At 68.6% G+C, this 25,216-nt stretch carries 22 protein-coding genes, 1 other RNA gene and 1 pseudogene; 12 read left to right on the forward strand and 12 right to left on the reverse strand.

Features of this window, described 5'->3' with window-relative positions; translation table 11 throughout:
• From rsmH to rsmI, 7 genes are all read right to left on the reverse strand, one after another.
• Positions 1-951 carry a 16S rRNA (cytosine(1402)-N(4))-methyltransferase RsmH gene (gene rsmH, locus QM701_RS09200; protein WP_415166774.1) on the reverse strand — a complete coding sequence of 317 codons (951 nt, stop codon included), beginning with the start codon at positions 949-951 and terminating at the stop codon, positions 1-3.
• The gene (gene mraZ / locus QM701_RS09205; RefSeq protein WP_415169369.1) at positions 948-1,394 is read right to left on the reverse strand and encodes a division/cell wall cluster transcriptional repressor MraZ; all 447 of its coding nucleotides are present in this window, start codon (positions 1,392-1,394) and stop codon (positions 948-950) included. Before mraZ ends, rsmH begins: the two co-directional genes overlap by 4 nt.
• A gap of 358 nt (positions 1,395-1,752) precedes the next feature.
• Complete coding sequence (locus QM701_RS09210; protein WP_415166775.1) at positions 1,753-2,730, reverse strand: Bug family tripartite tricarboxylate transporter substrate binding protein; 978 nt, start codon at positions 2,728-2,730, stop codon at positions 1,753-1,755.
• Positions 2,731-2,839: 109 nt separating this feature from the next.
• Positions 2,840-3,207, reverse strand: an RNA gene (rnpB, locus tag QM701_RS09215) — RNase P RNA component class A.
• A gap of 31 nt (positions 3,208-3,238) precedes the next feature.
• Entirely contained in the window at positions 3,239-3,670 is a 432-nt protein-coding gene (locus tag QM701_RS09220) for a hypothetical protein (RefSeq protein WP_415166776.1), read from the reverse strand.
• Between the two features lie 31 nt (positions 3,671-3,701).
• On the reverse strand, positions 3,702-4,736 hold the full coding sequence (pyrC, locus tag QM701_RS09225; protein ID WP_415166777.1) for a dihydroorotase: 1,035 nt from the start codon (positions 4,734-4,736) through the stop codon (positions 3,702-3,704).
• Positions 4,737-4,802: 66 nt separating this feature from the next.
• Positions 4,803-5,642, reverse strand: a complete 840-nt coding sequence (gene rsmI / locus QM701_RS09230; protein WP_415166778.1) for a 16S rRNA (cytidine(1402)-2'-O)-methyltransferase — start codon at positions 5,640-5,642, stop codon at positions 4,803-4,805.
• An 18-nt stretch (positions 5,643-5,660) separates the two neighbouring features.
• Between rsmI and QM701_RS09235 the strand changes: the two genes are divergently transcribed.
• The 5 genes from QM701_RS09235 to QM701_RS09255 are packed head-to-tail and all read left to right on the forward strand — an operon-like array spanning position 5,661 to position 8,197.
• Positions 5,661-6,020, forward strand: a complete 360-nt coding sequence (locus QM701_RS09235; protein WP_415166779.1) for a YraN family protein — start codon at positions 5,661-5,663, stop codon at positions 6,018-6,020.
• Positions 6,001-6,375 (forward strand): HIRAN domain-containing protein, encoded by a 375-nt coding sequence (locus tag QM701_RS09240; RefSeq protein WP_415166780.1) that lies wholly within the window; start codon positions 6,001-6,003, stop codon positions 6,373-6,375. The genes QM701_RS09235 and QM701_RS09240 overlap by 20 nt, the downstream gene beginning before the upstream one ends.
• A 49-nt stretch (positions 6,376-6,424) precedes the next feature.
• A complete protein-coding gene (locus QM701_RS09245) occupies positions 6,425-7,018 on the forward strand; it encodes a phosphoheptose isomerase (RefSeq protein WP_415166781.1) in 594 nt (197 codons plus the stop codon).
• Complete coding sequence (locus tag QM701_RS09250; protein WP_415166782.1) at positions 7,015-7,665, forward strand: BON domain-containing protein; 651 nt, start codon at positions 7,015-7,017, stop codon at positions 7,663-7,665. Before QM701_RS09245 ends, QM701_RS09250 begins: the two co-directional genes overlap by 4 nt.
• Before the next feature lie 28 nt (positions 7,666-7,693).
• The gene (locus QM701_RS09255) at positions 7,694-8,197 is read left to right on the forward strand and encodes an adenylyltransferase/cytidyltransferase family protein (RefSeq protein ID WP_415166783.1); all 504 of its coding nucleotides are present in this window, start codon (positions 7,694-7,696) and stop codon (positions 8,195-8,197) included.
• Between the two features lie 96 nt (positions 8,198-8,293).
• On the opposite strand, the gene QM701_RS09260 is transcribed toward QM701_RS09255, so the two are convergent.
• Complete coding sequence (locus QM701_RS09260; protein WP_415166784.1) at positions 8,294-9,280, reverse strand: aldo/keto reductase; 987 nt, start codon at positions 9,278-9,280, stop codon at positions 8,294-8,296.
• A gap of 106 nt (positions 9,281-9,386) precedes the next feature.
• Here QM701_RS09260 and QM701_RS09265 point away from each other — a divergent pair, with 106 nt between their 5' ends.
• Complete coding sequence (locus QM701_RS09265) at positions 9,387-10,160, forward strand: SDR family oxidoreductase (protein ID WP_415166785.1); 774 nt, start codon at positions 9,387-9,389, stop codon at positions 10,158-10,160.
• Between the two features lie 44 nt (positions 10,161-10,204).
• Positions 10,205-10,807: a nitroreductase family protein gene (locus QM701_RS09270; RefSeq protein WP_415166786.1), complete on the forward strand. Its 603-nt coding sequence runs from the start codon at positions 10,205-10,207 to the stop codon at positions 10,805-10,807.
• 78 nt (positions 10,808-10,885) lie between these two features.
• On the opposite strand, the pseudogene alaS reads toward QM701_RS09270, so the two are convergent.
• Positions 10,886-13,502, reverse strand: a pseudogene (alaS, locus tag QM701_RS09275) (alanine--tRNA ligase).
• A gap of 188 nt (positions 13,503-13,690) precedes the next feature.
• Positions 13,691-14,980 carry an extracellular solute-binding protein gene (locus tag QM701_RS09280; RefSeq protein ID WP_415166787.1) on the reverse strand — a complete coding sequence of 430 codons (1,290 nt, stop codon included), beginning with the start codon at positions 14,978-14,980 and terminating at the stop codon, positions 13,691-13,693.
• A gap of 166 nt (positions 14,981-15,146) precedes the next feature.
• Here QM701_RS09280 and QM701_RS09285 point away from each other — a divergent pair, with 166 nt between their 5' ends.
• From QM701_RS09285 to QM701_RS09295, 3 genes are all read left to right on the forward strand, one after another.
• Positions 15,147-15,527, forward strand: coding sequence for a hypothetical protein (locus tag QM701_RS09285; RefSeq protein ID WP_415166788.1), 381 nt, complete (start codon positions 15,147-15,149; stop codon positions 15,525-15,527).
• Positions 15,528-15,549: 22 nt separating this feature from the next.
• A complete protein-coding gene (locus QM701_RS09290) occupies positions 15,550-17,664 on the forward strand; it encodes a DUF1631 family protein (RefSeq protein ID WP_415166789.1) in 2,115 nt (704 codons plus the stop codon).
• 140 nt (positions 17,665-17,804) lie between these two features.
• Positions 17,805-19,238, forward strand: coding sequence for a DEAD/DEAH box helicase (locus QM701_RS09295; RefSeq protein ID WP_415166790.1), 1,434 nt, complete (start codon positions 17,805-17,807; stop codon positions 19,236-19,238).
• Between the two features lie 45 nt (positions 19,239-19,283).
• On the opposite strand, the gene QM701_RS09300 is transcribed toward QM701_RS09295, so the two are convergent.
• Entirely contained in the window at positions 19,284-20,045 is a 762-nt protein-coding gene (locus QM701_RS09300; protein WP_415166791.1) for a PP2C family protein-serine/threonine phosphatase, read from the reverse strand.
• A 142-nt stretch (positions 20,046-20,187) separates the two neighbouring features.
• Complete coding sequence (locus QM701_RS09305) at positions 20,188-21,069, reverse strand: HDOD domain-containing protein (protein ID WP_415166792.1); 882 nt, start codon at positions 21,067-21,069, stop codon at positions 20,188-20,190.
• Positions 21,070-21,170: 101 nt separating this feature from the next.
• Between QM701_RS09305 and QM701_RS09310 the strand changes: the two genes are divergently transcribed.
• Positions 21,171-21,722: a cob(I)yrinic acid a,c-diamide adenosyltransferase gene (locus tag QM701_RS09310; RefSeq protein WP_415166793.1), complete on the forward strand. Its 552-nt coding sequence runs from the start codon at positions 21,171-21,173 to the stop codon at positions 21,720-21,722.
• Between the two features lie 160 nt (positions 21,723-21,882).
• Positions 21,883-25,200 carry a DUF2126 domain-containing protein gene (locus QM701_RS09315; protein WP_415166794.1) on the forward strand — a complete coding sequence of 1,106 codons (3,318 nt, stop codon included), beginning with the start codon at positions 21,883-21,885 and terminating at the stop codon, positions 25,198-25,200.
• Positions 25,201-25,216 lie beyond the last annotated feature (16 nt).

A 25,216-nucleotide genomic window follows, 5' to 3' on the forward strand; every position in this document is an offset into this window, starting at 1 on the left:
TCAGGCCGCCCTCCGTGCCGGGCCGCCATCCAGCCGTTCGGCGACGCGCATCACGGCGCTGCGCGCGCGCGGATTGGCCGCCACCTCCTCGTCGCCGGCCTTCACCGGCTTGCCGACCAGGCGCAGGCGCGGCAACGGCAGTTCGGCGGAACGCAGCGGCAGATGCTCGGGCAGCATGTCGCTCGACTGCTCGCGCATGAAATGCTTGACGATGCGGTCCTCGAGCGAATGGAAACTGATCACCACCAGCCTGCCGCCGGTCTTCAACACGTCCACGGCCTGCGGCAAGGCTAGCGCGAGCTGCTCGAGTTCCTGATTGACGTGAATCCGTAGAGCCTGAAAGGTACGCGTCGCCGGATCCTGGCCGGGCTCGCGGGTCCGCACGGCCTCGCGTACGAGCGCGGCGAGCTGGTGGGTGGTTGCAAGAGGCCGCTCGCTCCGAGCAGCCACAATCTTCTTTGCAATCTGGAAAGCAAACCGTTCTTCGCCATAATTTCTGATCACCTCCGTAATTTTCTGCACGTCCGCCGTCGCCAGAAACGACGCGGCGGTCTCTCCCTGCGTGGGGTCCATGCGCATGTCCAGCGGCGCATCGAAACGAAAGCTGAACCCCCGCTCCCCTTCATCGATCTGCGGCGACGACACGCCGACGTCCAGCAGCACGCCATCCACCGCCGTGCAGCCGGATTCCCGCGCCGCCGCCGCCAGCTCGGCGAACGGGCGATGCAGCGCCGAGAACCGCCGGTCCGCGATTTCCCGCGCCGCGGCGATGGCCTGCGGATCGCGGTCGAGCGCCAGCAGGCGCCCGTCCGGCCCCAGCCGTTCGAGAATCGCGCGCGCATGCCCGCCGCGCCCGAACGTGCCGTCCACGTAGATGCCGGAGGATTTGATCGCTAGCGCCTTGACCGCCTCCTGCAACAGCACGGTCCGATGCGCCGGGACCATGCTCACAGCGCCAGGTCCTCGAGCCCCGGCGGCAGCGAGTGGTCGCCCATGCCCAGAAAGACCTCCTGCTGCTGTCGCCAGCCGGCATCCGACCAGATTTCGAAATGCGTCCCCTGACCGACCAGCCAGACCTGCTTTTCGAACTGGGCGAACTGCCGCAGCTCCGGCGACACCAGCAGCCGGCCCGCCGAGTCCAGGACTTCGTCGCGTGCGTTGCCGACCAGCAGGCGCTTGATCGCCGCCGACTGCGGATTGAGGCTGGACGCCGCCAGCACCTTGTCCCGGATGGGCTCCCAGGCGGGCGCGGGATAGAGCAGCAGGCAGCGATGCGGATGCGCGGTCAGCACGAGCTGCCCCGCCGACGCGGCGGCGAGCGTCTCGCGGTGCCGAGCCGGGATGGCCAGCCGCCCTTTGGCGTCGAGACTCAGCGCTGTCGCTCCTTGAAACATCACATCCACACTCCTGCCCATGTGGAAGAGTCTACTCTCCCACTTTTTACCACCACGCCCCACTTTAAGTTAAAAACGTCAGGTATGGCAAGAGGTTTTTTGCAGTTTTTTTCAATGACTACAAAGACTTAGAGCGCATTTCAATAAATTGCCTTTGAAAAAATACTCTTTAAAAACAAAGTGAAGAAAAATTTATTTAAAGTAATTTATCACCAGACGTGGTACGGAAAGCGTTCGGGAACCGTGTGGCAAAAAAATACCCGGATGCATGAAGGCAAAAAAAAGCGGCAGGCTCTTTCCGGAGCCTGCCGCTGCCGTTGCGAAAACTATTTGCCGGTTTTTTGCTCCCGGCGCGCCGTCAATCGGGCTTGATGCCGGAACGCGCGATCACCGCCGTCCATGCCGCCGTCTCGCTCTTGAGCAGCGCGGCGAACTGTTCGGGCGATCCGCCCGCGACTTCCGCCCCGCCGGCCAGCAGCTTCTGCTTCACTTCGGGGGTTTCCAGGATCTTGCCGATGGCCTTGTTCAATTGCAGCACCACTTCCTTCGGCGTGGCGGCCGGCGCGAGGAAGCCGTTCCACGTGGTCGCATCGAAGCCCGGGTAGCCCTGCTCGGCGATCGTCGGCAGTTCCGGCAGCGCGGCCGAACGCTTGGCGTTCGACACCGCCAGCAGCTTGACCTTGCCGTCGCGCAGCAGCGGCTGCACGTTGGACAGGGCGGCGAAGAGCACCTGCACGTCGCCGCGCCCCAGCGCCAGCGAGGCCGCCGGGCCGCCGTTGAACGGGATATGCAGCAGGAACGTGTCGCTCTTCATCTTGAGCAGTTCCATGGCCAGGTGCGACAGCGAGCCGTTGCCGACCGAGGCGTAGTCGATCTTGCCCGGCCGGTTCTTGGCCAGCGCCACCAGTTCCTTGACCGAATTGACCTTGAGATCGGTACGCACGGCGAGCACGTTGGGCTGGGTCACGGCCAGGATGACGGGCGCGAAATCACGCTGCGGGTCGTAGGGCAGCTTGGAAAACATCGACGGCGCCACGGTGATCGGGCCGTTGTAGGCGAGCAGGAAGGTGTGCCCGTCGCGCGCCTTGGCCACGGCGTCCGCGCCGATCGTGCCGCCGGCGCCGCCCTTGTTGTCGACGATCACCGTCTGGCCAAGCATGCCACCGAGCTTTTCGGCGACCAGCCGCGCCACGATGTCGACCGAACTCCCGGCCGGCGTCGGCACCACGAAACGGACCGTCTGCGTCGGCCAGGTCTGCGCCTGCGCGCCCATCGGCAGCACGGCCGCGACCAACGCGGCGCGCAGCGCCTTCCCCAAGCGAATGCTGTTCAACATTTCCCTCGTCCTTTGTGAATGAGATCGGAATACCCGGCAACGGGAACCACCGGGCAGTGTACCACCGTGAAAACATCGCCGCCTTCATCGGCGGCGGTGAATGAAAGAAGTGGGAAGCCGGCCGATAAGCCGGGTTCTGTCGTGGGCAACCATTCCTCTAGGCGCACCGTTGCCGATGCGCTCGAGCGGCCTACCCGGAAGCAGCGCGAGCCACGCCATGCGCTTCCCTATTTGGCCTTGCTTCGGATGGGGTTTGCCGTGCCGTCCGTGTCGCCACGTCCGCGGTGGGCTCTTACCCCGCCGTTTCACCCTTGCCGTTCCGGGTTGCCCCGGACTTGGGCGGTCTACTCTCTGTTGCACTTTCCGTCGCCTTCGCCTCGCGGCTTATAGCGCCCGGCCGTTAGCCGGCATCCTGCTCTGTGAAGCCCGGACTTTCCTCCCCGCGCCGAAGCGCGCAGCGGTTGCCTGGCCGACTTCCCGCAGCCATTATACGCGGGCCGGCCGGCGTTCAGTTGGCCGCGGGCGGCACGGCGCCGGGCGCGGCGGAGAAGACCAGGCTGTCGCCGCGCATCTCGAAGGTGCCCATCAGGGGCCCGGTGCCGCCCTCCGGCACGGCGTCGAGCCTGGCGAAGCCCTCGCAGGTGCGCGTCTCGACCACGTACATGCGGTTCTCCTGGCGCAGAATCCACGCATCGTTGCCCGGCGCGAAAACCTCGACCTTGGCGTCGAGGCCGGCTTCCGGCATGGCGTGCCGGCGCATGCAGTCGGGCATGCGCGAGGCCACCACGGCGTACTCGGCCTTTTTCGCCCACGGCGCGCCGATCACCCGGATCAGGCTCAGCGAATGCGCACCGCCCTTGATCTCGAAGGTGGCGCGCTGATCCGAGCACGCGGCGAGCAGCGGCAGCACAAGCAGAGGGAGCAGGCGGGCCAGGCTCACGATGATTCTCCTTTCGATCGGGCGCGCGACATCAACCGACCAGCTTCCACGCCACCGGCTCGCCGGCGCGCAGGGGCACCAGCTCGCCGCCGTCGGCGTACGGCAGGCTGGCCGGCACGGTCCAGGTTTCCTTTTCCAGGGTCACCGATCCCTGGTTGCGCGGCAGGCGGTAGAAATCGGCGCCATGGAAGCTGGCGAAGGCTTCCAGCCGGTCCAGGGCACCCGCCTGCTCGAACGCCTCGGCGTACAGTTCGAGCGCCGACAGGGCCGTATAGCACCCCGCGCAGCCGCAGGCGGCTTCCTTGGCATGGCGCGCATGCGGCGCCGAGTCGGTGCCGAGGAAGAACTTCGGGCTGCCCGACGCGGCCGCCCGCAGCAGCGCCGCGCGGTGCGTCTCGCGCTTCAACACCGGCAGGCAGTAGTAATGCGGGCGCACGCCGCCGGTGAAGATGGCGTTGCGGTTGTAGAGCAGATGATGCGCAGTGATCGTCGCCGCGACGTTGTCGCCGGCGGCGGCGACGAATTCGGCGGCTTCCCGCGTGGTGATGTGCTCGAACACCACGCGCAGTCCGGGATGCCTCTTGAGCAGCGGCTGCAGCACGGTCTCGATGAACACGCGCTCGCGGTCGAACAGGTCGATCGCCGGGTCGGTGACTTCGCCATGCATCAGCAGCGGCATGCCGGCCTTCTCCATCTCGGCGAGCGCCGCCTCGCATTTGCCGAAGTCGGTCACCCCGGCGTCGGAATTGGTGGTGGCGCCGGCGGGATACAGCTTGACCGCCTTGACGAAGCCGCTGTCCAGGGCGCGCCGGATTTCGTCGGCCGGCGTGTTGTCGGTGAGATAGAGCGTCATCAGCGGCTCGAAAGGCGCGCCCTCCGGCAGCGCGGCCAGAATGCGCCGCCGGTAGTCGGCGGCGGCGGCCACGGTGGTGACCGGCGGGCGCAGGTTGGGCATGACGATGGCGCGCGCGAACTGGCGGGCGCTGTGCGGCAGGACGGCGCGCAGCGCCTCGCCGTCGCGCAGGTGCAGGTGCCAGTCGTCGGGGCGGGTGAGGGTGATTCGCATGGTGTTCGTTCCGGATCGAATGCCTGAATTCTAGTTGAAAGCCGGGCGCGCCACGATGGGCGGCGGCTACTTGCGCAGCTGCAGCGCCCGCTCGTACAGCGCGTTCTTCGCCGCGCCGGTGATGGCGTGCGCCAGCTTCGCCGCCTGCTTGACCGGCAGCCCCTCGTCGAGCAGCAGTTGCAGGACCCGCTCCCCTTCGCCGTCGTCGCCGGCCGGCGGCGCGCCGGAGACGATCAGCACGAACTCGCCGCGCCGGCGGTTGGCGTCCGCTTCCAGCCAGCCCGGCGCCTCGCCGAGCGGGCAAGCATGGACGGTTTCGAACAGCTTGGTCAGCTCGCGGGCCAGCACCAGCGTGCGCCCGGGCCCGAACACGGCGAGCAGCGAGGCGACCGTCTCCGCGATGCGGTGCGGCGCCTCGTAGAACACCAGCGCGTAGCGCAGGTCCGCCAGTTCGCGCAGGGCGTCTTCCCGCTGCCGCGCCTTGGCGGGCAGGAAACCGTAGAACAGGAAATGCGGTTCTGCCAGGCCGGAAGCGGACAGCGCGGTCACGGCCGCGCACGGCCCCGGCAGCGGGACGATCCGGTGGCCCGCCGCGCGCACGCGCGCCACCAGCCGGGCGCCGGGGTCGGAAACGGCCGGGGTGCCGGCGTCGCTGATCAGCGCCACCGACTCGCCTTCGTCCAGGCGGGCGACGACCTGCTGGGCCGCGGCCTCCTCGTTGTGCTCGTGCGCCGCCAGCAGGCGCGCCGCAACGCCGAAATGCCGGAGCAGCGGCGCGCTGTGCCGCGTGTCCTCGCACGCCACCCAGGCGACGCGGCGCAGCACCTCGACCGCGCGCGGCGTCATGTCCGAGAGGTTACCGAGCGGCGTCGGCACCACATATAATGCGGGGGATTCTTCTGTCATGCGTTTTATCGGGCGGCGATGAACGACAACGATACCACGACGCACCTCGGCCAACGCGCCGAAGACCTGGCGGCCCGCTTTCTCGAACGGCGCGGCCTGGCGGTGATCGCGCGCAACCACCGCTGCCGCGGCGGGGAAATCGATCTGGTCTGCCGGGACGGCCGGACGCTGGTCTTCGTCGAAGTGCGCCTGCGGCGCAACGGCGACTTCGGCGGCGCCGCGGCCAGCATCACGCCGGCCAAGCAGCGGCGCGTCGTCCTCGCCGCGCGGCACTACCTGAGCGCGACGGGAAGGCACTGCGACGCCTGCCGTTTCGACTGCGTCCTGCTCGACGGCAAGCGCCTGGAATGGATCAGGGATGCGTTTGCCGCGGACTAGCCTCGCCGTGCTCTGGCTGCTGGCGCCGGCGGCGGCCGCCGCCGAATCGGTCGGAATGCTGGTGCAGAACTCGCCGCTCGCCGGCAGCCAATACTATGCGGCCAGCAAGGTATGGGACGAGATCCGCGCGGGTGACCGCCTGACGCTGGTGCGCGAGGCGGACAACCGGCACGACCGCCACGCCATCCGCGTCGAATGGCGCGGCCACAAGCTCGGCTACGTGCCCCGCGCCGAAAACCGCGCCGCCGCGCGGGCCCTCGACGCGGGCGAACGGCTGGAGGCGCGCGTCACCCGCCTGCGCGACGACCCCGATCCCTGGCGGCGGATCGAATTTTCCGTGCATCTGATTCTGTAGGCTCGTAGTGCTAGACTAGCGCTCCGTCATCGCTACCCGTAATCGACCCATGGACCTGATCTCACGCATCGGCCAGCATTTCACCGACAGCGCCCAGACCAAGCTCGACGCCATCGAGGCGCTGGCCGCGCCGATCGCCGGGGCCGTCGAACTGATGGTCGCCACGCTGGTCGGCAACGGCAAGATCCTGGCCTGCGGCAACGGCGGCTCGGCCGCCGACGCCCAGCATTTCGCGGCGGAGCTGGTCGGCCGTTTCGAGATGGAGCGCCAGGGCCTGGCGGCCGTCGCCCTGACCACCGACAGCTCGATCATGACCGCGCTGTCCAACGATTACGGCTACAAGGCCGTCTTCGAGCGGCAGGTGCGCGCCCTCGGCCAGCCCGGCGACCTGCTGCTGGCGATTTCCACCTCGGGCAATTCGCCGAGCGTGGTCGAAGCCGTCCGCGCGGCGCACGACAACGACCTGCGCGTGGTGGCGCTGACCGGCAAGGGCGGCGGGGACATCGGCCGCATGCTGCGCGACTCCGACGTGCATCTGTGCGTCCCGTCCGACCGCACCGCCCGCATCCAGGAAATTCATCTGCTGACCATCCACTGTCTGTGCGATGGCATCGATTGCCTGCTACTAGGAGTTGAGGAATGAAAAAGAAGCTGCTTGCCGCGCTGCTGCTCGGCGCCACCGTCCTTCCGGCCCTGCAGGGTTGCTTCCCGGTCGTCGCCGCCGGCGTCGGCACGGGCGTCATGGCCACGCTCGACCGGCGTTCGCTGGGCACGCAGACCGAGGATGAATCGATCGAATGGAAGGCCGGCTCCCGCGTCGGCGACAAGCTGCGCGACCGCGGCCACTTCAATTTCACCAGCTACAACCGCAAGGTGCTGATCACCGGTGAAGTGGCCTCGGAGGAGTACAAGGCCGAAGCCGAACGCATCGTGGGAGGGATCGCCAACGTGCAGGGCGTGCACAACGAACTCGTCGTCGGGCCGTCGTCCTCGCTGACCGACCGCAGCAACGACTCGTTCATCACCTCCAAGGTCAAGAGCCGGTCGGTCGACAACGGCAAGTTCAACCCGCTGCACGTCAAGGTGGTCACCGAGGCCGGCACCGTGTTCCTGCTCGGGATGCTCACCCAGGCCGAGGCGGACGCGGCAATCCAGGTCGCCCGCACCACGTCGGGCGTCAGGAAGGTCATCCCGCTGTTCGAGACGATCACGCCGGCCAGGGCGCGCGAACTCGACGTCTCGCAGCCCGACCAGAGAGCCGCGCCCGCCGCCGAATCCAAGGCGCCCTGACGGAACGGGGACTGTTTCCCTCGATATGATGCCTGCTCTTCCCGACGCCTATCCCGCCCCCGCCTTCGAAGCCAAGATCGCCGCCCCGGACGACCTCGCCGCCCGCCTGGCCGCGCTGCCGCGCCCGCTGGTGTTCACCAACGGCTGCTTCGACATCCTGCACCGCGGCCACGTCACCCTGCTGGCGCAAGCACGCGCGCTCGGCGCCTCGATGGTGGTCGCGCTCAACACCGACGCCTCGGTCAGACGCCTGGGCAAGGGCGACGACCGGCCGGTCAACGCGCTGGCCGACCGGCTGGCGGTGATGGCGGCGCTCGAATGCGTCTCGCTGGTCACCTGGTTCGACGAGGACACGCCGCTCGCGCGCATCCTCGACTGCCGCCCCGACGTGCTGGTCAAGGGCGGCGACTGGCCGGTCGAGAAGATCGTCGGCAACGCCGAGGTCAGCGGCTGGGGCGGCCGGGTGGTGTCGATCCCGTTCATCCACCAGAAGTCCACCACGGCGCTGCTGGAAAAGATCAGGCGGCTGTAGCCGGCTTCCGAAAAACGCGCGGAGGCGCGGAGCGCACGGAGTTTCCGGTCTTTCTCCGTGCCCGCCGCGGTCAGCTTTCCACCGCCGTATCCGCCGTCAGGCGATCGCCTCGGCGTCCCGGCGCATCGCCGCAATGTCCGCCGCGTCGAGGACGAGGTCGCCGCCCTTGGCGTTGTCTTCGATCTGGTGCAGCTTGCGCGCGCCGCACAGGACGTTGACGTTGCTGCCGTTGCCCTGCGCCGCCGTCCAGGCGATCACCAGCTGGGTCATCGTGCAGTCGTACTTGCGACACAGCGGCGCCCACGTGTCCGCCAGGGCCACGATCTTCGGCAGGTTCTCGGGCTGGAACCATTTGACCCGGCTGCGCGCCGCGCCCATGTGCACCTGCGAACCGTCGGTGATCTTGCCGGTCAGGATGCCGCGTTCGAGCGGGGAATAGGCCTGGAAGGTCACGCCGTACTGGCTGCACAGGCCGAACAGGCGGTCGCCGACGCCGCGGTCGAGCATGCTGTATTTTTCCTGGATCAGGTCGAGCTGGCCGGCATGCACGTATTCGAGGAACTGCGCGTCGCTCAGGTTGGAGGCGCCGATCGCGCGGATCTTCCCCTGCTGCTTGAGTTCGGCGAGGCAGCCCATGGTGTCGGCGATCGGGCAGGGGAACTCGGGCAGTTCCTGCCAGTGCACGATGTAGATGTCGATGTAGTCGGTCTGCAGGCGGCGCAGGCTCATCTCGATTTCCTCGACCAGCCGTTCCGGGCGCGTGTTGCGCACGATGCGCGTGCCGTCGCGCTCCATCATGAAGGCGCCTTCCTGGATGTCCCAGCGCAGCCCGCATTTGGTGGACAGCACGTAGTCGCCGCGCCGTCCGGCCAGCGCCTTGCCGACCACCTCCTCGCTGTGCCCCAGCCCGTACGCCGGCGCGGTGTCGAGCAGCGTGACGCCGAGTTCGCGCGCGCGGTGGATGGTACGCACCGATTCCGCGTCGTCGCTCGCGCCCCACATGCTGTCGCCACCGATGGCCCACGCCCCGATGCCGACGACCGACGCTTCGATTCCCGATTTTCCGATTTTCATGGTACGCATCGACACACTCCTTGTTCTGGCGAAAACGGTATTATCCCTCGTTTTTTTCGGGTGTCCGGCGGGCACGGCATCTTCATTTGTTCATCTCTCTCCAAGGAAGCGAAACATGGAATCATCGGAAAAACTGTTCAGGCTCGACGGGCGCCGCGCGCTGATCACCGGCTCGACCCAGGGCATCGGTCTGGCCCTGGCCTACGGCCTGGCCGGCGCAGGCGCCACCGTGGTGCTCAACGGCCGCGACGCGGAGCGCGTGGCGGCGGCCGCCGAAAAAATGCGCGCCGACGGCTGCGCGGCCGAGTGCGCCGCGTTCGACGTCACGCAGCAAGCCGCGGTCGCCGAGGCGATCGACCGCGTCGAACGGGACTGCGGCCCGATCGACATCCTGATCAACAACGCCGGCATCCAGCGCCGCGCGCCGCTGGAGGACTTTCCGGGCGAACACTGGGAGGCCATCCTGGCCAACAACGTCAGCAGCGTCTTCTACGTGTCGCAGGCCGTCGCCCGGTACATGATCCCGCGCGGCCGGGGCAAGATCATCAACATCTGCTCGGTGCAGAGCCAGCTCGGCCGCCCGACGATCGCGCCCTACACCGCCTCCAAGGGCGCCGTCGCCAACCTCACCAAGGGCATGTGCGCCGACTGGGCGAAATACGGCATCCAGGCCAACGGCCTGGCGCCCGGCTATTTCGCCACGGAGATGAACAAGGCGCTGGTCGAGAACGAGGATTTCTCCGCCTGGCTGTGCAAGCGCACGCCGGCCGGACGCTGGGGACGGGTCGAGGAACTCAACGGCGCGGCGATCTTCCTCGCCGCCGATGCGTCGAGCTTCGTCAACGGCCAGATCATCTACGTTGACGGGGGAATGACCAGCTGCGTCTGAGTGCGGCCGCGCTACAATGCGCGGCTTCCCAGGACTTTCACCGCATGCCCATGACTACCCGCGAAACCGCCGTCGTCGCCCTGCCGCCGCCGGCAACCGAGGGCGGCAAGCCGCTGCTGACCACCATCCGCGAGCGCCGTTCGAGCCGCGCCTTCAGCGACCGGCCGCTCCCCCCGCAGACCCTTGCCAACCTGCTGTGGGCCGCCATCGGCGTCAGCGATCCGGAGGGCGGCCGGCTGACCGTGCCGAACGCCCGCAGCCGCCATGAGATCGACGTGTTCGTGATCACCGCGGCCGCGACGTACCGCTACGACATTCCGCGCCACGCGCTGGAGACGGTGGCCACGGCCGACCTGCGCGCGCTCGCCGGCAAGCAGGATTTCGTCGCCACCGCGCCGGTCAATCTGATCTACGTCGCCGACTACGCGCGGATGCCCGACCTCACCGCCGAGCAGCAGCTGGTGTACGGCTCCACCGACGTCGGGTTCAGCGTGCAGAACGCTTACCTCTACTGCGCCTCGGCCGGACTGGCGACCGTGGTGCGCGGCTCGGTCGACCGCGAGGCCCTGGGCCGGGCGCTCGGGCTGGGACCGCAGCAGCGCATCATCCTGGCGCAGTGCGTCGGGTGGCCCGCCGCCGCTGCCTGAACCCGCCAACCGGAAGACGGGCAAAAAGAAGCGGCCGTGCCCGCCGGGGACGGCCGCCGCATGCCTTGCAGGCGAGGCTCAGAGGCGCTGCTCGACCCAGCCCTGGACCGAGGCCAGCGCCGCCGGCAGCTTGTCCGGCTCGGTACCGCCGGCCTGCGCCATGTCCGGGCGGCCGCCGCCCTTGCCGCCGACCTGCTGGGCGACGAAATTGACCAACTCGCCGGCCTTGACCTTGCCGGTCAGGTCGGACGTCACGCCGGCGATCAGCGTCACCTTGCCGCCGCTGGCCGTGGCCAGGACGACCGCCGCGCTCCTGAGCTTGTCGCGCAGCTTGTCCATCGTCGCGCGCAGGGCGTTGACGTCGGCGTCGTCCAGCGTCGCCGCCAGGACCTTGGCGCCTTTCACCGCGACGGCCCGGTCGACCAGCCCGTCGCCCTGCGCCGCCACCTGCTTGCTCTTCAGCAGCGCCAGTTCGCGTTCGAGCTGGCGCACCTGGTCGAGGATCGAATAGACGCGGGCCTGCACGTCGCTGGGCTGCACCTTCAGCGTGCCGGCCACGCCGCCGAGCGCCGTTTCCATGCCTTGCATATAGGCCAGCGCGACGTCGCCGGTGATCGCCTCGACGCGGCGGATGCCGGCCGCCACGCCGCCCTCGGCGACGATGGTGAACATGCCGATGTCGCCGGTGCGGCGGACGTGCGTGCCGCCGCACAGTTCGCGCGACGAGCCGATGTCGATGACCCGCACCATATCGCCGTACTTCTCGCCGAAGAGCATCATCGCGCCGAGCTTCTGCGCTTCGTCGATCGGCATCACGCGGTGCAGGCAATCGGCGTTCTCCAGGATCTCGGCGTTGACGATGTGCTCGACGCGGCGGATTTCCTCGTCGGTCATCGGCTGGCCGTGCACGAAGTCGAAGCGCGTCTTGTCCGGATCGACCTGCGAGCCCTTCTGCTGCACGTGTTCGCCGAGCACCTGGCGCAGGGCCTTGTGCATCAGGTGCGTGGCCGAATGGTTGCGCATGGTGCGCTTGCGCGCCACCAGGTCCACCCGGGCGCTCACCATGTCGCCGACCTTGAGGCTGCCGGTCTTCAGCACGCCCTGGTGGCCGAAGACGGCGGCCTGGATCTTCTGGGTGTCCTCGACCGCGAAGATGCCCTGCGCCGACTGCAGCACGCCGCGGTCGCCGACCTGGCCGCCGGATTCGGCGTAGAACGGCGTCTCGTCGAGCACCACCGTGCCGGCGTCGCCCTCGTGCAGTTCGCCGACCGGCGAACCTTCCTTGTACAGCGCCAGCACCTTGCCCTTGAACTCCAGCGTGTCGTAGCCGCGGAAGGTGGTCTCCGGCCCCTGGTACTCAAGGGCGGCGGCCATCTTGAACTTGCCGGCGGCGCGCGCCAGCTCCTTCTGGCGGTTCATCGCCGCCTCGAAACCGGCGGCGTCCACGGTCACGCCGCGCTCGCGGCAGATGTCGGCGGTCAGGTCGAGCGGGAACCCGAAGGTGTCGTGCAGCTTGAAGGCCGTCTCGCCGTTGAACACGCCCTTGCCGTCCATCGCCGCCAGTTCGCTTTCGAGGATGGCCATGCCGTGCTCGATGGTGGCGAAGAAGCGGTCCTCTTCCTGCTTGAGCACTTCGGTGACGCGCTTCTCGCCGCTGACCAGCTCCGGATAGGCGCCGCCCATCTCGGCGACGAGGTCGGGCACCATGCGGTGGAAGAAGGCCGCCCGCGCGCCGAGCTTGTAGCCGTGGCGGATGGCGCGGCGGATGATGCGGCGCAGCACGTAGCCGCGCCCCTCGTTGCCGGGGATCACGCCGTCGGCGATGAGGAAGGAGCAGGCGCGGATGTGGTCGGCCAGCACGCGCAGCGACGGGCTCGCCATGTCCGCGCCACTGGTTTCGCGCGCCGCGGCCTTGACCAGGTTCTGCAACAAGTCGATGTCGTAGTTGCTGTTGCACGTGCTGCAGCACCGCGGCGATGCGCTCCAGGCCCATGCCGGTGTCGACCGAGGGCTTGGGCAGCGGATGCATGACGCCCTGATCGTCGCGGTTGAACTGCATGAACACGTTGTTCCAGATCTCGATGTAGCGGTCGCCATCCTCGTCGGGCGAGCCGGGCGGCCCGCCGGGGATGTGCTCGCCGTGGTCGTAGAAGATCTCGGTGCACGGGCCGCACGGCCCGGTGTCGCCCATCATCCAGAAATTGTCGGAGGCGTAGCGCCCGCCCTTGTTGTCGCCGATGCGCACGACGCGCTCGGCGGGCAGGCCGATGACCTTGTGCCAGATCTCGTAGGCTTCGTCGTCCTCGGCATAGACGGTCGCCCACAGGCGGTCCTTGGGCAGCTTGAAGACCTCGGTCAGCAGTTCCCAAGCGTAGGCGATCGCGTCGCGCTTGAAATAGTCGCCGAACGAGAAGTTGCCGAGCATCTCGAAGAAGGTGTGGTGGCGCGCGGTGTAGCCGACGTTTTCCAGGTCGTTGTGCTTGCCGCCCGCGCGCACGCACTTCTGCGACGTCGTCGCGCGCGAGTAGGGCCGCTTGTCGAAGCCGAGAAAGACGTCCTTGAACTGGTTCATCCCGGCGTTGGTGAACAGCAGCGTCGGATCGTCGTGCGGCACGAGCGAGCTGGAAGCCACGATCTGGTGGCCCTTGGACTCGAAGAACTTGAGGAAAGTCTCGCGGATTTCGGCGCTTTTCATCGGTGTCGATCCCCATCACGGGCAGATTTCAGGGACCGGAATTCTAGCACCGAATGCCCCTCGGCACCGGCGCCGAAGCGCCCGCGCGACGCCGCTAAGCTGCGGAATGCGCAATAAAAAACCCGCCGGAGCGGGTTTTGGCGCGGGGCGCGTCGGGCGGGCGGTCTCCCGCCCGCGTCCGGCGCCTCTCACTTGCCCGGCTTGGCCTTGGCCAGCATGGCCTGCAGCACGGTGTTGCCGCGCTGCACGGCGTTGTCCAGCGCCTCCTTGGCCGGCTTGCGGTTGGCCCACACCGACTCCAGTTCCTCCTCGACGATCCGGCGCACCGACTCGATCTGCGAGACGCGCACGGCCGGCGCGGCGGCCCGGCTCTTGAGCTGCTCGTAGGCCACCTGCAGGCCGTGCAGGTCGGCCTTCAACAGCTTGCTGCCCGCCGCGGCGCGCGCCACGCTGGTCATCGGCAGGAAGCCGCCGGCCAGCGTCAGGTCGATCTGCACCTCCGGGCCCATCACGTAATTGACGAACCTGGCGACGCCCCGCGTCTCCGCCGGCTTCAGCCCCGACGCCACCCACAGCGACGCGCCTTCGGCCAGGGTGTTCTTCGGCGCGCCGTATACGTCGTCGTGATAGGGCAGCGGCGACACGCCGACGTTCTCCTTCTGGCTCTCCGACAAGGTCGCGAACAGCGAGGACGAACTGGTCAGCATGCCGCACTCGCCGTTGACGAAACGCTGGTCGGCCTCGTCGCGCCGGCCGAAGTAGCTGAAATACTTGGCCTTGAACCAGGTCGCCATCATCGCCACGTGCTTGACCTGCAACAGGCCGTTGAAGGCCAGCCGGCCCTTGGCGTCGTTCACGTCGGCGCCGTTCCAGGCGCTGATGTTGTCGATCAGGATCAAGGCCGGCCAGGACGTGGTGTAGGCGCACTGGCTGCCCGCCGCGACCAGCTTGCCGGCGGCGTCCTGCGTCTCGGCCCAGGTCCGGGGCGGCGAGTCCGGATCGAGGCCGGCCTTGCGGAAGGCCTGCTTGTTGATGTACAGCACCGGCGTCGAAAAGGCGACCGGCAGGGCGAACAGCTGCCCCTTGGCGTTGACCAGGTTGCCGCCGCGCAGCTCCGAGGACAGCCTGGCCGCATCGAGCGGCATCTTGGCCTCGCTCATCACCTGGTGCAGCGGCTTGAAGCTGGCCTTGTTGAGCAGGAAGCGCGCGTATTCCTCGTTGGTCACCAGGTTGAGCTGCTTCGGCGCGTCGCCCTCGGCGCGGCGGACCAGCTTGACCTTCACGTCCTTGCTCTGCTTGTTGAAGTTCTCGATGAACGGCTCCAGGCGTTCGGCCTGGACTTCGTCGAGCTGGTGCGACATTTCCAGCTCGACCGGCCCGGCCGCGGGTACGGGCGCCGGCGCCCGGGCAGGCGCGGCCGGCGCTGGAACCGACAAGGCGAGAAAACCGGCAGCCACGGCCACTTTGACGAAAGACATTGCGCATCCCCTGAAAATTCGATCAAGGGGCGCATTATAGGACCGGAAACGACCGAGGGTGAGCGGCGCCTCCATGCGGCGGCGGCGCATAGGCCATCGCCGTTTCATCAGGTCTCTGATTTATGGTAGAAATGCCGGATTCTTTCCAACTCCACCGGGACACACCGTGCCAGAAACGCCTTGGACCTCGTTGCGCGCCTCCCTGATCGCCGCGGTGCTGGCCGTGCTGCTGTCCGGCTGCGACATCGTCCAGCAGCAGATGGGGATCGAGAACCCCGCGGCCAAGGCGGCGCGCGACGACGCCGAAGGGCGCGCCGTGGGCGGCGCCTGCCGGCAGTCCGGCCGCGCCATCGAGGACTGCTACGCCATCTATGCGTGGCTGCCCAAGGCCTCGATCTACGAGGGCTGGCGCGACATGGACGCCTACATGCGCGAGAACAAGCTGGAGACGGTCGAGCCGCAATTGCCGCCCGTGTCGCCGCCGGGAGCGCGCAAGCGGGCCCAGCCGGCCGACGGCGGCGAAAAAGCCGCCAAGAAGTCCTCCTGACGCCCGTTCCGGGACGCTGATCATGCCTGATACGCCGAATACGTCCACGACCGCCCTCCCGGGCGATCCCTTTTTCATTCTCAAGGAATGCCGCGAGCTGTTCGTGCGCCGCCTGACCGAGCTCGCCCGGCAGAGCGGCGTGCGCGCCCCTGAAATCCTCGAAGCCGTGGGGCGCGAGATCGGCGCCGCGCACGACGAACTGGCGGCCGCCGAGGGGCACGGCGGCTTCGACGAGACGCAGGGGCTCACGGCGTCGCGGATATCGCTCGTCGGCAACGACGACCTCGAACTGGACATCCGCATCGGCGAGATCGCCAACCACCTGCGGGACGACAAGAACATCGACCACTGGCACGCCCAGCTGCGCTACATGACGCTGCTGCAACGCCGCCGCATGACGCCGGACGAGAACCCGGTCGGCATGGAACCGATCCGGCGCGGCCTGCGGGTGCTCTGCCGCGAAAGCTCGGGCAACCTGGACCAGCACCTGGAACGCCTGCAGCGCCTGGAGGAACTGCTCAAGCTGCGGCTGCCGGAGATCTATCTGGAAATCAACCAGTTGCTCGACCAGCGGGGCATCAAACCGGTGCCGGTGCAACTGGTGCGGCAGGCCGGGAGCGCCGCCCCGTCGTCCGGCTCGCTGGCCGGCGGCAGCGCCGGCGACAATCCCCTCGCCGCGCTGCAGCAGACGATGCAGCGGCAGGCGGGAACGGACATTCCCTTTGCGGGCGTCTCGCCGGGCGCCGGCGCGGCCGGCTCCGGCGGCAATTTCGTGATGGACGCCTCGGCCCTGGTGATGCTCAACCACCTCATTGAACGCCTCGACGTCATCGAAAGGCAGCACGTCGGCTCCGCGCTGGCGGCCGCCGAAACCGAGAACGAAGCCGGCGGCGGGCCGGCGCTGCGGCCGCTCAGGTCCGGCGATCTCGACCTCCCCGCCGGCAAGCCGACCGCCATCGTCCTCGACACGCTGTCGCTGATCTTCGAATCCATCTTCGCCTCGCCCGACCTGCCCGACGCGATCAAGACCATGCTCAGCCGCCTGCAGATTCCGCTGCTGAAAAAAGCCATCCTCGACCCGGACTTTTTCAGCGACGTGAAGCATCCGGCCCGGCAACTGATCAACCGCCTGGCGCGAGCGGCGGTCGGACTGCCGCCGGACACGCCGCGCGATCACCCGTTGTGCCGGAGCCTTGCCGAACTGACGGAAACCGCCCGATCGGCGCTGGAAAGCAGGGATGGCGATCTGGCGCCGGTCCTGGCCGGGCTGGACGCGCTGATCGCCCGCCGCGACGAGGCCACGCGGGAGGCGGCTCAAGCCTGCGCCGGGCAGGTCCGGGATTACGAGCGCAATGAAACCGCGCTGGCTGCGGCCCAGAACTGGCTGCAGAAGGCGCTGGCCCGCACCCGCGAGCCGGCAGTCGTGCATTTTCTCTCGGTGCACTGGGTGCGGGTGATGCAGGACGCCTGCCTGGCCGGCGGAGTCGGCGGCGAGGCCTGGAAGGAAGGCGAATCCGTCGTCAACTACTTGCTGTGGAGCATCCTGCCGAAACGCACGCCGGAGGAGCGGCAGAAGCTGACGGCGCTGATTCCCGCGCTGATCAGGAAGATCAATGCGGGTTTGGACGGGATCGCGGTGCCCGCCGAGCAGCGGCAACCCTTTCTCGATGCGTGTTTCGTACTGCAGACGAACGCCTTGCGCGGCAGGCCGAACAAGGGCGGCGCGGCACCGCCGTCCCACGCGCCGAACGCGGCGCCGGCGGCAGCCGCCGTTCCGGGCACCTTCCCGCCCGCGCGCATCCTCGAAAGAGAGGGCAAGTGCGTCCAGTATTTCGGCCGCACCGCCCTGCCCGCCGTCGCCCCGCGCGGCGGCCCGGCGGTCGCCCCCGGCGACTGGCTGTCCTTCCGCATGCCCGACGACATGGTCTGGTGCGGCATGGTCTGCTGGCAGAGCGAGGAGTCGCGCACGCTGCTGCTGTTCAACCCGGCATGGAACGATGCCGTCGCCCTAGCGCCGCAGATCGTCGAACAGCAGCTGCAGGCGGGAACCGCGCGCGTCGTTTCCGGCCTGTCGCTGTTCGACACGGCGGCGGAACAGGCGCTCGGGCGGCTGCGCAACGACCGGCACGAAAAGTGAAGAGGCGCCGGCTTCACCGCCGGACCTCTTCCGCGCCTCTTCCAGCCGCGCAATCGATCCCGCGCCCGATGCTCCCGGCCAAAGCGTGTATAATCCGCCCCCTATCCCGTTGATTTTCTACTTATTCGCAGGCGCTTTCGATGCGTTTTGATGAACTCGGCCTCGCGCCCGAGCTGTTACGAGCTGTTTCCGACCAAGGCTACACGACCCCGACACCGATCCAGGCGCAAGCCATTCCGATCGTTCTCTCCGGCAAGGACCTGATGGGCGGCGCCCAGACGGGCACCGGCAAGACGGCCGCCTTCACCTTGCCGCTGCTGCAGCGCATTCTTCCCTTCGCCAACCCCAGCCCCTCGCCGGCGCGCCATCCCGTGCGCATCCTGATGCTGGCGCCGACGCGCGAACTGGCGATCCAGGTTTACGAATCGGTCAAGGACTACAGCAAGTACCTGCCCTTCCGCAGCCTGTGCGCCTACGGCGGCGTGGACATCAAGCCGCAGATCGAGGAAATCCGCCGCGGCATCGAGGTGCTGGTGGCCACGCCGGGACGCCTGCTCGACCTGGTCGAGCAGAAATGCCTCAATTTCGGGCAGGTGCAGGCGCTCGTGCTCGACGAGGCCGACCGCATGCTGGACATGGGCTTCATCCCCGACGTCACGCGCATCATCAACCTGCTGCCGGTGCAGCGGCAAAGCCTGCTGTTCTCGGCCACCTTCTCCGAAGAGATCAAGAAGCTGGCCGACCGCATGCTGCATTCGCCGGTGCTCGTCGAGGTCGCCCGGCGCAACACGGTGTCCGAAACGATCACCCACCGCGTCCACCCCGTCGCCGCCGCGGCCAAGCGCGCGCTGCTGGTGAAGCTGCTCAAGTCGGCGGAATTCAACCAGGTGCTGGTGTTCACCCGCACCAAGATCGAGACCAACCGCCTGGCCCGCGACCTGCAGCGCGCCGGCATCGCCGCCGATTCGATCCACGGCGACAAGAGCCAGCTGGACCGGCTCAAGGCCCTCGAGGCGTTCAAGGACGGCACCACGCTGGTGCTCGTCGCCACCGACGTGGCGGCGCGCGGCCTGGACATCGACGAACTGCCGCACGTGATCAACTTCGAGATTCCGCACACGCCGGAAGACTACGTGCACCGCATCGGCCGCACCGGCCGCGCGGGCAAGACGGGCACCGCCATCTCGCTGGTTTCGGCCGACGAGGTGCAATACCTGGTGGACATCGAGAAGCTGATCAAGATGCAGCTCGAACAGGTGATCGTGCCCGGCTTCGAACCGGAATACGACTACGAATACCCGCCGAGCGGCAAGAAAAAGCCCCGCCGCCGCTTGGCGTCGCCGGAAGTCGCGCCCGCCCTGCGGCCGCCGCGCGAGCGCTCCGGCGGACGCGGACGCACCAGCCACATCGCCCCGGACGGCTTCGATTTCAGCAAGCCGTACGAGAGCGCGGAACCCCACCCCGTCGCCGCGCCCGCCGACGCCGAGAAGGCGCGCGCCATGGCGCACCCGGAGCATCCGCACAAGCCGCGCCGCGTCGTCGCCGCGTTGCTCGGCGGCCTGGGGCGGAAATAGCCGGCGCCGCGCGCGTCCAGCCCAAGCCGGCGGCAGCCGGCTTTTTTATTTCGTCTTTTGGGGCAGCGCCAGCAGCTTGATGACCACCAGCGACACGTTGTCGCCGTCGCCGCAGGCGCGCTTGCGCGCGCGGTTGATCAACAGATCGGACGCGGCGCGGGCCGAATGGGAGGCGACCACGGCGCCGAGCTCGGCGTCGCCGAAATAGCCCCACAGGCCGTCGGAACAGAGCACGAAGGCGTCGCCCGCCTGCAGGTCGGCGGCCTCGCCGTGGTCGATGCGCGGCGGTTCGTTGCCGCCGAGCGAGGTCAGCAGGATGTTGCGGTTGGGATGCACCTGCGCCTGCTCCGGACTGATCCGGCCCTTGGCCACCAGGCTTTCGACGTAGGAATGATCGGTGGTGCGGAAGAGCAGGCGCTCGCCGCGGAAACGGTACATGCGGCTGTCCCCGCAGTGCGCCCAGCTGACTTTCCCCGGCTGCAGCAGGAGCATGACCGCCGTGCTGTGCGGGTCCTTCTCGTTGATGAAGCGCGACGCCTTGATCAGCACGTGCGCCTCGTTGAGGCTCGCTTCGAGCAGCTCCACCGGCGCCTCGCTGCGCGCCGAGAACTGTCCCAGGTTGGCTCCCGCCGTGTGCAGCACCTGCTGCGCGGCCAGCGCGCCGCCGGTGTGCCCGCCCATGCCGTCCGCCACCACCGCCAGCGCCACGCCGCCGCCCTTCGGGTGCGGCAGCAGCGCGACGCGGTCCTGCTGCTCCCTGCGGTCGCCCTGGTGCTGGGCGACGCAGGCGTCGATCATCATGGCCATGGTGGAATTCGGGCGACGGTCAGGTCATGGGTGGCGGTTCGGGCAGGCAGGATACCATCCCGGCGACATGGTTTTCCGCGCCGCGGCGCGCCGTTCGTCCGGGGAAAAGCGCCATCCGGCGTCCCATCCGGCGGCACCCGGATCAAAGGTTGGCGGCGGCGTGGTGCCGTTCGAGGACCACGTCGATCAGTTCGGGCAGCGTGTCCTCGCCCATGCCCAGCTCGTCGAGCACCTCGGCGTGCACGGCGGCCCACTCCGGGTCGGGGAAATGGAGGTCGAGGTGATGGAGATGGATCGCCAGCTGCAGGATGGCCACCATGGTGCGCGCCGCGTGGTTCTCCAGCCGCGCGATGTCGTGGTGGAAGCGGATGGCGTCGCAGATGAAGTCCGGCAGTTTCCAGTGCTTGCCGACCAGGTAGCCGATGACGCAGTGATCGGCCTCGAAGCGCCGGTCCTCCTCGGCGAGGTCCGGCCAGCGGCCCGGTTCGTCGAGCCGCATGTCCTTGCAGTAGGTGGGGAAGCGCTGCATCAGCACGGGCACGCCGCAATCGTGGAACAGCCCGGCCATGCAGGCCTGGTCCGGGAAGATGTTGCACACCGCCACGCGCTCCGCGGCGATCAGCATGGCCAGTTCCGAAACGGCGTGCGAGCGCGCCCAGAACGCCTCGAACGCCTTGCGGTTGTGCTTCGCCGGCACCGCCGACACCAGCACGATGGCGCGCACCAGGTTGACCGTCTGCTGCAGCCCGATCGCCTGCAGGATGTGCTCGACCGACTCGAACGGCTGGAAACGCCGGTAGGAGGCGTTCCTCACCACCTTGAAGAGCATCGCCACGAGGCCGGGGTCGTGCGCCAGCAGCCGGGCGTAAACGCGCACGTCCGCCGCGCCGTTCGCCAGTTTTTCCTGCAGTTCCTGCAGCACGCGCGGCTGCGGCGGCAGGGTCACGCCTTTTTCGAGCAGCCGCCCGATCCCCTTGCTTTCGTCCCCGGAAAGGGTCGCCAGCAACGCTTCATCCAACGCCATGCCATCCCTCGCTGCAGTGCCGAAAGGCGGACGAATCCGTCGGAACCTTTGGCTTATAATCGGTCTCACCTCACCCCGCCATTCTCCTCAGGAAGACCGCCATGGGCAACCGCCTCAGCAAGATCGTCACCCGCACCGGCGACGCCGGCACCACCGGCCTCGGCGACGGTTCCCGCGTCGCCAAGGACAGCCTGCGCATCGACTGCATCGGCGAAATCGACGAACTCAACTCGTGCCTCGGCGTGCTGCTCGCGGAGGAACTGCCGGAGACGATCCGCCCGGCCCTGCTGCGCATCCAGAACGACCTGTTCGACCTGGGCGGCGAAATCTGCATCCCCGGCTCGGCGATCATCAGCGAGGAGCACGTGCTGCGCCTCGAAGAACTGGTCGGCCGCTTCAACGCCGGCCTCAGCCCGCTCAAGAACTTCATCCTGCCCGGCGGCACCCGCCCCGCCGCGCTGGCGCACCTGGCGCGCTCGGTGTGCCGCCGGGTCGAGCGCCGCGTGGTGAGCCTGGGCAACGGCGAGCCGGTCTCCGAATTCGCCCGCAAGTACCTCAACCGCCTGTCCGACCTGCTGTTCGTGCTCGGCCGCTCGCTCAACCAGGTGGACGGCCAGGGCGACGTGCTCTGGGTGCAGGCGAAGGATCGCTGACTCGCGCGGCACGCACCGTCCTGGGTGCTGCGCCGGAGACGGCGCACCCGTCCGGGGCGCCCCCGGCGTGGCCGCCGGCGCAATCGCCTCCGTTGCCGCTGGCGGACGATGGCGCGGCTCTTGCTAGCCGGAGTGGGGTCCCCTTGCCCCGGAGTCAGTCGTGTCGATCCACGCCGCTCTCAACCACGTCACGCACTACCGCTATGACCGGCCCGTCATCCTCTCGCCGCAGGTCGTCCGCCTGCGCCCGGCGCCGCATTGCCGCACGCCGATCCTCAGCTATTCGCTGAAGGTCTCGCCTGGCGGACACTTCATCAACTGGCAGCAGGACCCGCAAGCGAACTATCTCGCGCGCCTGGTCTTTCCGGAAAAAACCCGCGAGTTCAAGGTCGAGGTCGATCTCGTCGCCGAGATGTCGGTGATCAATCCTTTCGATTTCTTCCTCGAACCCGGCGCCGGGGAATTCCCCCTCGCCTACGAGCCGGGCCTGCGCCACGAACTGCAGCCGTTCCTGGAAAAACTGCCGGCCACGCCGCTGTTCAAGGCTTTTGTGGATGGCATCCCGCGCGAACCGACATCGACCGTCGACTTCCTCGTTGCGCTCAACCAGCGCGTGCAGCGCGCCATCGGCTACGTGATCCGCCTCGAACCCGGCGTGCAGGCGCCGGGCGAAACGCTGGTCAAGGCCTCCGGCTCGTGCCGCGACTCGGCCTGGCTGCTGGTCCAGGTGCTGCGCCATCTCGGCCTGGCTGCGCGCTTCGTCTCGGGCTACCTGATCCAGCTCGCGCCGGACGTGAAGCCGCTCGACGGTCCGGCCGGCACCGACAGGGATTTCACCGACCTGCATGCCTGGTGCGAGGTCTACCTGCCCGGCGCCGGCTGGATCGGCCTCGATCCGACGTCCGGCCTGCTCGCCGGCGAGGGGCACATCCCGATCGCCTGTTCTCCCGAACCGTCGTCGGCCGCGCCGGTCACCGGCTTCACCGAGGCGTGCGAATGCGAGTTCTCGCACGTCATGAAGGTCGAGCGCGTGTGGGAGGCGCCGCGCGTCACCAAGCCGTATACCGAGGCGCAGTGGGCCGGCATCGAAGCGCTCGGCCGGCGCATCGACGCCGACCTGGCCGCCGGCGACGTCCGCCTGACCATGGGCGGCGAACCGACCTTCATTTCGATCGACGATCCGGACGGCGCCGAATGGAACACCGAGGCGCTCGGCCCGACCAAACGCGCCCACGCCGCCGAACTGTTCCACCGGCTGCGCGAAAAATACGCGCCGCGTGGCCTCGTGCACTTCGGCCAGGGCAAGTGGTATCCCGGCGAGCAGCTGCCGCGCTGGTCGCTGAACTGCTTCTGGCGCCGGGACGGGCAGCCGCTCTGGCGCGACGCGGCGCTGATCGCCGACGAGACGCGGAACTACGGCGCCGACGCCGAACTGGCCGGCCGCTTCCTGCGCCGCGTGGCCGAACGCCTGGAGCTCGACGCCCAGCACGTCTTCCCGGCCTACGAGGATGCGTTCTACTACCTGTGGCGCGAACGGCGCCTGCCGGTCAACGTCGATCCCTTCGATGCGCGGCTGGACGATCCGCTCGAACGCGAACGCCTGGCGCGCGTGTTCGCGCAGGGGCTGGACGCCGTCGCCGGCCACGTGCTGCCGGTCGCGCGCGGCGCGGCCAACGGCCGCTGGCAGAGCGGCCCGTGGTTTCTGCGCAGCGAGCGCTGCTACCTGATCCCCGGCGACTCGCCGATCGGTTATCGCCTGCCGCTCGACTCGCAACCCTGGGTCGCCGAAACCGATTATCCGTACGTCGCCACGCCCGATCCGACGCGGATCGTGCCGCCGCTGCGCGCGTACGCGGAGATCCGGCACCGCCTCGACGAACGCGCGCTGGCCGCGGCGCGCGACGGCGGCCCGCCGGCGGGCGGCGCCACGTTCGAGCACTGGCCGCAAAGCAAGGAATCCGCCGCCTGGATCACCCGCACGGCGATGTCGGCGCAGGCGCGCAACGGGGTGCTGTACCTCTTCATGCCGCCGACGCAGGAGCTCGACGACTACGTGGAACTGGCCGCCGCCGTCGAGGCCGCCGCCGCGGAGCTGGGCGCGCCGGTCATCCTCGAAGGCTACGAGCCGCCGCGCGACCCGCGCCTGGCCAAGTTCAGCGTCACGCCCGACCCCGGCGTGATCGAGGTCAACATCCAGCCGTGCGCCGACTGGGACGAACTCGTCGAGCGCACCACGCATCTCTACGAAGCCGCCCGGCTGTCGCGCCTGACCACCGAGAAGTTCATGCTCGACGGCCGCCACACCGGCACCGGCGGCGGCAACCACTTCGTGCTCGGCGCGGCCGCGCCGCTCGACTCGCCGTTCCTGCGCCGGCCCGACCTGCTGCGCAGCCTGATCGGCTACTGGCACAACCACCCGTCGCTGTCCTACCTGTTCTCCGGCCTGTTCATCGGCCCGACCAGCCAGGCGCCGCGCGTCGACGAGGCGCGCGACGATGCGCTCTACGAACTGGAGGTCGCCTTCGGGCAGTTCCCCAAGGCCGGCGCGGACGTTGCGCCGTGGCTGATCGACCGGCTGCTGCGCAACCTGCTGATCGACGCGACCGGCAACACGCACCGCGCCGAGTTCTGCATCGACAAGCTCTACTCGCCCGACGGCGCCGCGGGGCGCCTCGGCCTGCTCGAAATGCGCGCCTTCGAGATGCCGCCGCACGCGCGCATGTCGCTGGCCCAGCAGCTCCTGCTGCGCGCCCTGGTCGCGCGCTTCTGGCAGGCGCCCTACGCGCCGGCGCGGCTGGTGCGCTGGGGCACCGAGCTGCACGACCGCTTCATGCTGCCGCATTTCGTGCAGCAGGACTTCGCCGACGTCCTCGCCGAACTGGATGCCGCCGGCTATGCCTTCGATCCGGCCTGGTTCGCGCCGCATTTCGAGTTCCGCTTCCCGGTGCACGGCCGCTTCGCCGCGCAGGGCATCGAGGTCGAGCTGCGCCACGCGCTGGAACCCTGGCACGTGATGGGCGAGGAAGGCGCCCCCGGCGGCACCGTGCGCTACGTCAACTCGTCGGTCGAGCGCCTGCAGGTCAAGGCCACCGGCATGGCCGGCGACCGCTATGTGCTGACCTGCAACGGCCGCCCGCTGCCGCTGCGCGACACCGGCCGGGTCGGCGAGTTCGTCGCCGGCGTGCGCTATCGCGCGTGGCGGCCCGCCGCCTGCCTGCACCCGACGATCGGCGTGCATGCGCCGCTGACCTTCGACCTGGTGGATACCTGGATGCGGCGCTCGCTGGGCGGCTGCCAATACCAGGTGGCGCATCCCGGCGGGCGCAACTTCGAGCGCCACCCGGTGAACGCCTACGAGGCGGAGGGCCGGCGCCTGGCGCGCTTCTCGGCGCTCGGGCACACGCCGGGGCGGATCGAGATCGAGGACGAAGCGGGCAACGCGGACTTCCCGTTCACGCTGGACCTGCGGCGCCCTTGAGCAACACGTTCAGACA

The organism is Propionivibrio sp., assembly GCF_047602565.1.
Lineage (GTDB): Bacteria > Pseudomonadota > Gammaproteobacteria > Burkholderiales > Rhodocyclaceae > Propionivibrio.